The organism is uncultured Sphingomonas sp., from assembly GCF_964235535.1.
In the GTDB taxonomy this organism is placed as follows: Bacteria; Pseudomonadota; Alphaproteobacteria; order Sphingomonadales; family Sphingomonadaceae; genus Sphingomonas.
Genome location: NZ_CAXSBH010000033.1, coordinates 21,313 through 31,193 on the forward strand (window position 1 = coordinate 21,313; position 9,881 = coordinate 31,193).

The window sequence follows — 9,881 nt, forward strand, 5'->3', positions numbered from 1 at the left end:
GGGGGCGTCACCGGAGGAACCAAGACATGGCCGCAGACTGGACCGCGATCGAAGCCCTGCCCTCGCCCGGATTGGCCGAGCTGTTCGCGAACGACCCCGACCGGCTCGCGCGGCTGTCGCTGGACGTCGCGGGCATCCATTTCGACTGGTCCAAGACGCACCTGACGGCGGATGCGATAGCCGCATTCGAGAAGCTGGCGCATGGCAGCGACCTGGCGGGCAAGCGCGACGCCATGTTTCGGGGCGAGCCCGTCAACGTCACCGAGAACCGTCCAGTCGAGCACACCGCCGAGCGCGGCGAGGGCAAGCCCGAGAGCGTCGCGCGCGCCGCCGCCTATCACACCCGCATGCGCGCGGTGATCGATGCGATCGAGGCGGAGGCGTTCGGTCCCGTGCGCCACGTCCTGCATGTCGGCATCGGCGGCTCCGCGCTCGGCCCCGATCTGCTGGTCGACGCGCTGGGGCGGGAGAGCGAGCGGTACGACGTGGCGATCGTTTCCAACGTCGACGGCTCCGCGCTGGAGGAGGCGTTCGCGCGTTTCGACCCCGCCGCGACGCTGCTCGTCGTGGCGAGCAAGACCTTCACCACGACCGAGACGATCCTGAACGCGACCTCGACGATCGGCTGGATGACCGAGCACGGCGTCGACGACCCGTACGGCCGCGTGATCGCGCTGACCGCCGCGCCCGACGCCGCGATCGCCTGGGGCGTCGACGAGACGCGCGTGCTGCCCTTCTCCGAAGGCGTCGGCGGGCGTTATTCGCTCTGGTCGTCGATCGGCTTCCCCGCCGCGGTCAAGCTCGGCTGGGACGCGTTTCAGGAACTACTGGAAGGCGCGGCCGAGATGGACCGGCATTTCCGCCTGTCCGCGCTGCACGAGAACGCCCCCGCGCTCGCCGCCTTCGCCGACCTGTACTACACGCAGGTCCGCCACGCCGAGACGCGCGCGACCTTCGCCTATGACGAGCGGTTGCGCCTTTTGCCCTCCTACCTTCAGCAGCTCGAGATGGAGTCGAACGGCAAGGGCGTGACGGTCTCCGGCGAGCCCGTCGCCCGTCCGACCGCGCCGATTACCTGGGGCGGCGTCGGCACGGATGCGCAACATGCGGTGTTCCAGCTGCTCCACCAAGGCACGCACTTGGTCCCCGTCGAGTTCGTCGCGGTGATCGAGGCGGGCGACGTGCTCGACGAGGAGCATCACCGCCTCCTCCTCCTCAACGCCTTCGCGCAAGGGGCGGCGCTGATGGCGGGCAAGCAGGTCGATGACCCGGCGCGCAGCTATTCGGGGGACCGACCGTCATCGACCCTGCTCCTAGACCACCTCGACCCCCGCACGCTCGGCGCGCTGATCGCGTTCTACGAGCACCGGGTGTTCGTGTCGGGCGTGCTGCTCGGCATCAACTCCTTCGACCAGTTCGGCGTCGAGCTCGGCAAGGAGATGGCCAAGGCCGCGGCCAAGGGCAGCGGCGACTTCGACGCGTCGACGGCCGACCTGATCCGGCGGGCGGGTCTGGACTGAGACGACCTCTATGCATATGTGTATGGGCAACGGGAACTCTACACATGCGAACGAACATCGAGATCGACGATGCCTTGATGGCGGAGGCTTTGAGAATTAGCGGTGCGGGCACCAAACGCGAGGTGGTCGAAACCGCATTGCGCGACTTGATCCGCTTTCGACGGCAGGATGCTGCTTTGGACGCGCTCTGGGGCATAGGCTGGGAAGGTGACCTCGACGAGATGCGGACGGATAAGATCCGGCCCGAGTTCGGGTGATCCTTGTCGACGCGAGCGTCTGGATCGATTTCCTCAATGCCAAGGCTACATTGCAAACGGACGCGCTCCGTCACCTACTCAGGCTGAGAAAGCACCTAGCGATTGGTGACTTGCCCCTAATCGAAGTGCTGCAGGGCGCGCGGAGCGATCGAGCCGCCCGGGATCGGCAGGATTGGCTGTCCAGCTTTACCCCAATAGACATCGTCGGTCACCGCGTTGCGATCGAAGCGGCCCGTAACTACCGCGAACTACGTGCCAAGGGCATCACCGTCCGTAAAACGATTGATGCCCTTATCGCCACGCGCTGCATCCTCGACGGCCTTCCGCTCCTATATAGCGACCGCGACTTCGATCCCTTCGTGGAACATCTCGGCCTTCGCTCGGCGATGGCGCTAATTACCGGACCGCATTGATGCCCGACCAGTACGACTACGACCTTCTCACCATTGGCGCAGGGTCCGGCGGCGTCCGCGCGTCGCGCGTTGCCGCGGCGCACGGGGCGCGGGTGGCGGTCGCGGAGGAGCACCGGGTGGGCGGCACCTGCGTCATACGCGGCTGCGTGCCCAAGAAGCTCCTGATCTACGGCGCGCATTTCGCCGAGGACTTGAAGGACGCGCGGCGGTTCGGGTGGAACGTGCCCGAGACGTCGTTCCACTGGCCGACCTTGCGCGACAACGTGCTGGCCGATGTCGACCGGCTCAACGCCGCCTATACGACGACGCTGAAGAACTACGGCGTGGAGATCATCCACGAGCGCGTTACCGTCACCGGCCCGCACAGCGTTCGGCTGGCGAGCGGGCGCGAGGTGACGGCGGGCACGATCCTGGTCGCGGTCGGGGCGCATCCGGTCGTGCCCGACTTCCCCGGCAACGAGCACGGGATTACCTCCAACGAGGCCTTCCACCTCGAAGCCATTCCAAAGCGCGTGCTGATCGCGGGCGCGGGCTACATCGCCAACGAGTTTGCCGGGATATTCAACGAGTTCGGATCCAAGGTGACCCTGATGAACCGGTCGGACGTGATCCTGCGCGGGTACGACGCGCAGATCAGGGACCGGCTGGTCAACATCTCGACCGGCAAGGGCATCGACTTTCGCTTCAACGCGCATTTCGAGGCGGTCGAGAAGAACGAGGACGAGACCTTTACCGTCCGCATGACCAACCACGATCCGCTGACGGTCGACCTCGTGATGTTCGCCACCGGCCGTGCGCCCAACACGCGCGAGCTGGGGTTGGAGGCCGCGGGCGTCGAACTCGACGCGAACGGCGCGGTCAAGGTCGGGCCCGATAACCGCTCAACCTGCGGCAGCGTATACGCGATCGGCGACGTCACCAACCGCATCCAACTGACCCCCATCGCGATCCGCGAGGGACAGGCCTTCGCCGACACGGTGTTCGGCGGCAAGCCGACGGTGGTCGACTATCACGACGTGCCGTCGGCCGTGTTCAGCCACCCGCCGATCGCCGCCGTCGGCATGACGGAGGGCGAGGCGCGCAACACGCTGGGGACCGTCAAGGTCTACACCTCCGACTTCCGCCCGATGAAGAACGTGCTGGCGGGCCGCGACGAGCGCGCTTTGTACAAGATGATCTGCGAGAGCGAGACGGGGCGCATCGTCGGGCTCCACATGATCGGCCCGGACGCACCGGAGATCCTCCAAGCGGCGGCGGTGGCGATCAAAGCCAGGCTGACGAAGGACGATTTCGACGCGACGGTGGCGCTGCATCCGACCATGGCGGAGGAGTTGGTGTTGATGCGGTAATAACCCTCTCCCGCGTTCGCGGGAGAGGGACAGGCGCGTTTGCGCCAGGATGAAGGCCGGACCTTCCCAAAGAAGTGCCCTCACCCGACCTCGCTATGCTCGGCCACCCTCTCCCGCGAAAGCGGGAGAGGGAAGGCGATCACGCCCCAACGAACCGCCCCGGCCGCCGTTCGTTCACCGCCTGCACCCCTTCTGCGAAGTCCCGCGTCTTCTGCAACCACGCCTGTTCCGCCAACTCGTGATCGGTCGCCTCGGCCACCAGGCGCGCCAGATCGCCCCGGAGCGTCGCGCGCGTCGACCTCACCGCCAGCGGCGCGCCGGTCGCGATCTCCCGCGCTAGCGCCAGCGCCGCTTCGTCGACCTCTCCCCCCGCGACAAGCTGATCCGCCAGTCCCCACTCGAACGCCTGCCCTCCGCCGATCCTTCGCCCGGTCAGGAGCATCAGCAGCGCGCGTTGCCGCCCGACGATCCGTTCCAGCACCGCAGAAATGCCGAATCCCGGATGGAAGCCGAGCTGGACGAAGTTCGCCGCGAACCGCGCGTCGGCCGTCGCCACCCGGAAATCGGCGATGAGCGACAGCCCCAGCCCCGCCCCGACCGCGGCACCCTGCACCGCGGCCACCACCGGCTTGGCCACACCGAACAGCTTGGCGGCGGCGACGTAGAAAGGGTTGCGCTCGCCCGCAGGCACCTCGTCCGCGACCGGGTTTGCATTGGCCAGGTCCGCGCCAGCGCAGAACACGCGGCCTTCCGACCTGAGCACGATCGCGCGCACGTCACCGTCCGCGTCCGCCGCGTCGAAGGCCGCCCCGATCGCCTCGATCAGCGCCAAATCCGCGAAATTGTGCGGCGGGCGGCTGAACGTCACGATGGCGACGTGTCCGCTCCTCTTGGTCTCAACGGTCACAACATCTCCGTTCGTGCTGAGCTTGTCGAAGCATCGCCTTTCTTACGTTCAGAGCAAGAAGAACACCCCTTCGACAAGCTCGGGGCGAACGGGATAGGGAGGGCGTGAACTTACTCACGAAGGACCTCCCATGCGCGAAGCCGCGATCGTCTCCACTGCCCGCACCGCTATCGGCAAGGCTTACCGCGGCGCGTTCAATGCCACCGAGGCTCCCGTGCTGGCCGCGCACGTCATGAACGCGGTCATCGAGCGCGCGGGTGTCGACCCGGCGCGGATCGACGAGATCTTCTGGGGCGTCGGCAACCAGTGGGGGACGCAAGGGGGGAACGCCGGGCGCATGGCGAGCTTCGCCGCGGACCTGCCCCGTTCGGTCCCCGCCTTTACGCTCGATCGCAAATGCGGCTCGGGCCTGACCGCGGTGGCGCTCGCCGCGCGTTCGATCATGTGCGACGAGATTGACGTCGCGCTCGCCGGGGGCATGGAGTCGATCAGCTTCACCGTCACCAAGGACGCGCCGCGCTACGTGAACGGGTCGGTGACGGCCGTGGTGCCCGCCGCCTACATCCCGATGATCGAAACCGCCGAGATCGTCGCCGAGCGCTACGGCGTCTCGCGCGACGCCCAGGATGAGTACGGTGCGCAGTCGCAAGCGCGCGCCGCCGCCGGGCTCGCACGCGGCACCTTTACCGAGGAGATCGCGCCCATCACCGTCGAAAAGGCGCTGTTCGACAAGGATGGGAACCGCACCGGCACCGAGACGGTGACGCTGTCGCAGGATGAGGGCATCCGCCCCGGCACCACCGTCGAAGCCTTGCGCGGGCTGAAGACCGTCTGGGCGGGCGGCGAGTTCAGCGGGCCGGGAACCAGCGTCACCGCCGGCAACGCCAGCCAGCTGTCCGATGGCGCGTCCGCGCAGCTGCTGATGGATCGCGCCACGGCGCAGGCGGAGGGCCGCGAGATCTTGGGGCTTTATCGCGGCTTCCAGGCGGCTGGGTGCGAGCCCGACGAGATGGGCATCGGCCCGATCTACGCCGTCCCCAAGCTGCTCGACCGCGCCGGGCTGTCCGTCGCCGACATCGGCTTGTGGGAGCTGAACGAGGCGTTCGCGTCGCAATGCCTTTACTGCCGCGACCATCTCCGCATCGACCCGGAAAAGTATAATGTGGATGGCGGCGCGATCGCCGTTGGCCACCCGTTCGGGATGACGGGCTCGCGGCTGGTCGGCCACGCGCTGATCGAGGGCAGGAAGCGCGGCGTGCGCTGGGTCGTGGTGTCGATGTGCACTGCAGGCGGCATGGGCGCGGCGGGACTGTTCGAAATAGTCTAGGCCGGCACCGGCTCGCGCGACCTGCGCCAGCTGTCCCAACCGTACACCGCGCACCCCGCCCAGATCAGTCCGAAGGTGACGAGGTGCGCCGCTCGCAGCGTCTCGCCGAAGACCAGCACCGCCGGTCCGAACTGGATCATCGGCCCGACATATTGCAGCAATCCCAAGGTGGCGAGCCGCAGCCGCGAACAGCAGCAGCGGCGCGGCCGTCATTCCACCCGCTATTACGAGCAGGCCGTCGAAGCTCGGCTCGTTCCTGAACACCGCCTCTCCGGTCGACGCAGCTGGGTTGCCGGCACGTCTTGGAGCAGACGTAGATACAAGGGCGTCAGACCCCAAAAGACGTGTGCGCCCACGCCGGGGAAAAGGCCGGGATCGATGGGCGCGCGCTCGTTTATCCCGGTCCCTTCGCGAGTGCGGCATGAAGGCGCAAGCGAGCTTACGCGCCGTCGAAGGTCGACCCGCTTGCTTTTCCCGACACCCGGGCGAAGGCTGGCGGGCTCGTCACGGAGCGTCCAACATGCCCACTGCACTCATCACCGGCGCGTCCGCCGGGCTCGGCGACGGCTTCGCTCGCGCGCTCGCCAGGGACGGCCACCACCTGATCCTGACCGCGCGGCGTGCCGATCGGCTTGAGGCGCTAGCCGCCGAGCTTCGCACCGCGCACGAGGTAACCGTCCATGTCTTTGCCGCCGACCTCACGAGACCCGAGGCGGCGGAAGGGTTACTTGCCGACATCGCCGCGGCCGGGCTGTCGATCGACCTGCTCGTCAACAACGCCGGCTACGGCGCGCGCGGCGACTTCGCGACCTTGGGTCACGACGAACAGCTCGGCATCATCGACCTGAACTGCCGCGCGCTGGTCGCGCTCGCGCATGGCGTCCTGCCGCAAATGATCGCGCGCAGGTCGGGCGGCATCCTCAACATAGCCTCGACCGCCGCGTTCCAGCCCGGCCCGTGGATGGCGGTCTATTACGCGTCCAAGGCGTTCGTACTCAGCTTTTCGGAGGCACTGCATGAGGAGGTGCGCGACAAGGGTGTTCGAGTGTCGGCGCTGTGTCCCGGCCCCACCCGCACCGAGTTCGCCGATCGCGCGGGAATGAAGGACCTGACGAGCTTCGATGCCGTGTGGGCCGATGCGGACGCCGTGGTGCGCGACGGGCTCGCCGCGGTCCGGGCGAACAGCCCGGTCAAGGTGTCGGGGACGATCAACACGCTGATGGCCGACAGCGTACGCTTCCTACCCCGCATACTCGCGCGCAAGGTCACCGGGACGATCCAGAAAAGGCGCGGCTAGTCGGCTTTCTCGTTGATCGACCCCTCACGCGCCAGCCCGGAGCGACCGGTTTTTTCGGCGAAGGCGGTGCCCGACACCTCGGTCACGGTGATTGTCGCGCCCTCGACCCGTTCGTCCTGCGTTTGTTCGGGGTTTGGATCGGCCAGGGTGTTCCCCTGCTCGCCGCGCATCTCGCCGGGCGCGGGCGGATTGCGGTTTGACTCGTCCGCTTGCCCATAGACGCGCGGTTCCGGGTTCTTGTCGGTGTCGGGCATGGGTAGACTCCGTTCGGGTTCGGGAAGTGAACGCGAGCCGAGGTCGGTAAGTGCCGTCAATCGGCAAACAGCAGGACAGGCGTTTCCAGATACCGCTTGAGCGCCTGGACATAGCTCGCCGCGTCCCAGCCATCGACGACGCGGTGGTCGCAGCTGATCGACAGATTCATCAGCTTGGCGCGCCTGATATCGTCGCCCCCATGCTCGTTCTTGGCAAAAACCGGGCGCTCGACGATCTTGTTCGGACCGATGATCGCGACCTCGGGCCGGTTGATCACGGGCGTTGTCGCTATCCCGCCGAGCGGGCCGAGCGAGGTGACGGTGATCGTGCCGCCGCCCATTTCTTGCGGCGTAAGCTTGTTCGCGCGCGCGGCTTCGGCGAGCCGCCCGATCTCGGTGGCGAGCTGCCAGACATTGCGGTCCTGCGCGTCGCGGATGACGGGCACGGTCAGCCCGGCGTCGGTCTGCGTCGCCATGCCCAGATGCACCCGGCCCGAGCGCGTCACCACGCCCGCCTCGTCGTCGTAGCGGGCGTTAAGCATCGGGAAGTCGGGCAAGGACCGGCAGATCGCGACTATCATCAGCGGCAGCATGGTGAGCTTGGGCCGCCCGCCGCGATTGTCGTTCAGGGCGCCACGCATCCGCTCGAGTTCGGTCATGTCGATCTCGTCGACATAAGTGAAGTGCGGGATGTGGCGCTTGGACGCGGCCATGTTCTCGGCGATGCGGCGGCGCATGCCGATGACGCGGACCTGCTCGTCATCGCGCGCGCGGCTCGCGCCGGGGGCGGCGTAACCCTGGCTCGAGCCGTAACGGAGGAACGCGTCGAGGTCGGCGTGACGGACGCGGTCGCCCTCGGCGGGGCGGACCTGGGCGAGATCAACGCCGAGTTCCGTAGCCCGCTGGCGAACGGCCGGGGAAGCGAGCGACTTCTGCTCCCTCTCCCCTCCGGGGAGAGGGCTGGGGAGAGGGGCTGTTTCGGGCGCGGCCGGTTCCCTGGACAGCCCCTCTCCCCTACCCTCTCCCCGAGGGGGAGAGGGAGTAGAAGTATCCGCGCCCGCGCCCGCGCGCGCGGGCGTGGTCATCACCGGCGGCACGACCTCGTCCACCCCGGGGTTCTCCGCGCCGTACTGCCGCGCAACCTCCGCCTGTTCCGACGTGGGCGGCGCGGCCTCCACCTCCGCCGGAACCTCGACCGCCTCCGTCTCGATCAGCACCAGCGCCGCGCCGATCGCGACCTGATCGCCGACCTCTCCCGCCAGCTCGACCACCACGCCCGACACCGGCGACTCCATCTCTACGGTCGCCTTGTCGGTCATCATGTCCGCGACGGGGCCGTCTTCCTCGATCCGGTCGCCGACGGCGACGTGCCAGGCGACGATCTCCGCCTCGGCGATGCCCTCGCCGATATCCGGCAGCTTGAACGTGAAACGCGCCATCGTCCGGTCAGTCCTTCATGATCTTCTTGAGCGCTTCGCCGATCCGGACCGGGCCGGGGAAATAGGCCCATTCCAGGCTGTGCGGATAGGGCGTGTCGAACCCGGTTACCCGCTCGATCGGGGCCTCCAGATGGTGGAAGCAGCGTTCCTGGACGAGCGCCGACAGCTCCGCCCCGAACCCGCCGGTGCGCGTCGCCTCGTGCACGATCATGCAGCGGCCGGTCTTGCGGACGGACGCCTCGATCGTCTCGATATCGAGCGGTACCAGCGTGCGCAGGTCGACGATCTCCGCATCGACGCCCGTGTCCTCGACGACCGCGCCCACGACGTGGACCATCGTTCCGTAGCACAGGATCGTCAGCGCCTCGCCCGGCCGGACCACATCGGCCTTGCCCAGATCGATGCGGTAGTACCCCGTCGGCACCTCGCCGCCTGGATGTCCGCTCCAGTTCTTGGCAGGCCGGTCCCAATGACCGTCGAACGGGCCGTTATAGATGCGCTTGGGCTCGAGGAAGAGCGTCGGGTCGTTGTCCTCGATCGCCGCGATCAGCAGCCCTTTGGCGTCGTAGGGCGTGGCCGGGATCACGGTCTTGATGCCCGACACATGAGTAAAGATGCCCTCGGGCGACTGCGAATGCGTCTGTCCGCCGAAGATGCCGCCGCCGTAAGGCGATCGCACGGTAATCGGGGCGGTGAACTCGCCCGCCGACCGGTAGCGGAGCCGCGCGGCCTCGGAGACGAGCTGATCGAGCGCGGGGTAGATGTAATCGGCGAACTGGATCTCGGGCACGGGCCTAAGGCCGTACGCCCCCATCCCGATCGCGACGCCCACGATGCCGATCTCGGTGATCGGCGTGTCGAACACGCGCGTCTTGCCGTGCTTGGCCTGCAGCCCGGCGGTCGCGCGGAACACGCCGCCGAAGTAGCCGACATCCTCCCCCATCACGAGCACGTCCGGATCGCGCATCATCATGACGTCGAGCGCGGAGTTGATCGCCTGGACCATGTTCATCCGGACGGCGCCGGAGGCGTCCGACGACTCGGTCGCCGAACTGACCCCGACCATCCCGCTCACTTCCGCGCCCATGGCCGTCCGCTCGCTTCCTCTTCGGCCAGCA

Annotated in this window: 11 protein-coding genes; 6 read left to right on the forward strand and 5 right to left on the reverse strand. The window is 67.7% G+C overall.

What is annotated here, in order from left to right; genetic code table 11:
- Positions 1–26: 26 nt before the first annotated feature.
- From pgi to gorA, 4 genes are read left to right on the forward strand one after another with little or no spacing between them, the layout of a single operon-like run.
- Positions 27–1,520, forward strand: coding sequence for a glucose-6-phosphate isomerase (pgi, locus tag ACFE7F_RS10725; protein ID WP_375403844.1), 1,494 nt, complete (start codon positions 27–29; stop codon positions 1,518–1,520).
- A gap of 44 nt (positions 1,521–1,564) precedes the next feature.
- Positions 1,565–1,777, forward strand: a complete 213-nt coding sequence (locus ACFE7F_RS10730; RefSeq protein ID WP_375403845.1) for a type II toxin-antitoxin system VapB family antitoxin — start codon at positions 1,565–1,567, stop codon at positions 1,775–1,777.
- Positions 1,774–2,190 carry a PIN domain nuclease gene (locus tag ACFE7F_RS10735; RefSeq protein ID WP_375403846.1) on the forward strand — a complete coding sequence of 139 codons (417 nt, stop codon included), beginning with the start codon at positions 1,774–1,776 and terminating at the stop codon, positions 2,188–2,190. Before ACFE7F_RS10730 ends, ACFE7F_RS10735 begins: the two co-directional genes overlap by 4 nt.
- A complete protein-coding gene (gene gorA / locus ACFE7F_RS10740; RefSeq protein ID WP_375403847.1) occupies positions 2,190–3,539 on the forward strand; it encodes a glutathione-disulfide reductase in 1,350 nt (449 codons plus the stop codon). Before ACFE7F_RS10735 ends, gorA begins: the two co-directional genes overlap by 1 nt.
- Positions 3,540–3,678: 139 nt before the next feature.
- On the opposite strand, the gene ACFE7F_RS10745 is transcribed toward gorA, so the two are convergent.
- Complete coding sequence (locus ACFE7F_RS10745) at positions 3,679–4,446, reverse strand: enoyl-CoA hydratase/isomerase family protein (protein WP_375403848.1); 768 nt, start codon at positions 4,444–4,446, stop codon at positions 3,679–3,681.
- 130 nt (positions 4,447–4,576) lie between these two features.
- Here ACFE7F_RS10745 and ACFE7F_RS10750 point away from each other — a divergent pair, with 130 nt between their 5' ends.
- A complete protein-coding gene (locus ACFE7F_RS10750) occupies positions 4,577–5,773 on the forward strand; it encodes an acetyl-CoA C-acyltransferase (RefSeq protein ID WP_375403849.1) in 1,197 nt (398 codons plus the stop codon).
- Here ACFE7F_RS10750 and ACFE7F_RS10755 read toward each other — a convergent pair.
- Positions 5,770–5,940, reverse strand: coding sequence for a hypothetical protein (locus ACFE7F_RS10755; protein WP_375403850.1), 171 nt, complete (start codon positions 5,938–5,940; stop codon positions 5,770–5,772). The two genes, ACFE7F_RS10750 and ACFE7F_RS10755, sit on opposite strands and share 4 nt — an antisense overlap.
- A 353-nt stretch (positions 5,941–6,293) precedes the next feature.
- Between ACFE7F_RS10755 and ACFE7F_RS10760 the strand changes: the two genes are divergently transcribed.
- A complete protein-coding gene (locus ACFE7F_RS10760; protein WP_375403851.1) occupies positions 6,294–7,070 on the forward strand; it encodes an SDR family NAD(P)-dependent oxidoreductase in 777 nt (258 codons plus the stop codon).
- Here the strand turns inward: ACFE7F_RS10760 and ACFE7F_RS10765 are convergent.
- Genes ACFE7F_RS10765 through ACFE7F_RS10775 form a run of 3 tightly spaced genes read right to left on the reverse strand, consistent with a single transcriptional unit; the run spans position 7,067 to position 9,775 of the window.
- The gene (locus ACFE7F_RS10765; protein WP_375403852.1) at positions 7,067–7,324 is read right to left on the reverse strand and encodes a hypothetical protein; all 258 of its coding nucleotides are present in this window, start codon (positions 7,322–7,324) and stop codon (positions 7,067–7,069) included. The genes ACFE7F_RS10760 and ACFE7F_RS10765 overlap by 4 nt on opposite strands.
- Positions 7,325–7,380: 56 nt before the next feature.
- Positions 7,381–8,763 (reverse strand): dihydrolipoamide acetyltransferase family protein, encoded by a 1,383-nt coding sequence (locus tag ACFE7F_RS10770; RefSeq protein WP_375403853.1) that lies wholly within the window; start codon positions 8,761–8,763, stop codon positions 7,381–7,383.
- 7 nt (positions 8,764–8,770) lie between these two features.
- Entirely contained in the window at positions 8,771–9,775 is a 1,005-nt protein-coding gene (locus ACFE7F_RS10775; protein WP_375403855.1) for an alpha-ketoacid dehydrogenase subunit beta, read from the reverse strand.
- Positions 9,776–9,881: the final 106 nt, after the last annotated feature.

Coding starts and splice junctions, on each gene's coding strand:
- pgi (WP_375403844.1), top strand. CDS start 27: ATGGCCGCAGACTGGACCGCGATCGAAGCCCTGCCCTCGCCCGGATTG.
- ACFE7F_RS10730 (WP_375403845.1), top strand. CDS start 1,565: ATGCGAACGAACATCGAGATCGACGATGCCTTGATGGCGGAGGCTTTG.
- gorA (WP_375403847.1), top strand. CDS start 2,190: ATGCCCGACCAGTACGACTACGACCTTCTCACCATTGGCGCAGGGTCC.
- ACFE7F_RS10750 (WP_375403849.1), top strand. CDS start 4,577: ATGCGCGAAGCCGCGATCGTCTCCACTGCCCGCACCGCTATCGGCAAG.
- ACFE7F_RS10760 (WP_375403851.1), top strand. CDS start 6,294: ATGCCCACTGCACTCATCACCGGCGCGTCCGCCGGGCTCGGCGACGGC.
- ACFE7F_RS10765 (WP_375403852.1), bottom strand. CDS start 7,324: ATGCCCGACACCGACAAGAACCCGGAACCGCGCGTCTATGGGCAAGCG.
- ACFE7F_RS10770 (WP_375403853.1), bottom strand. CDS start 8,763: ATGGCGCGTTTCACGTTCAAGCTGCCGGATATCGGCGAGGGCATCGCC.
- ACFE7F_RS10775 (WP_375403855.1), bottom strand. CDS start 9,775: ATGAACATGGTCCAGGCGATCAACTCCGCGCTCGACGTCATGATGATG.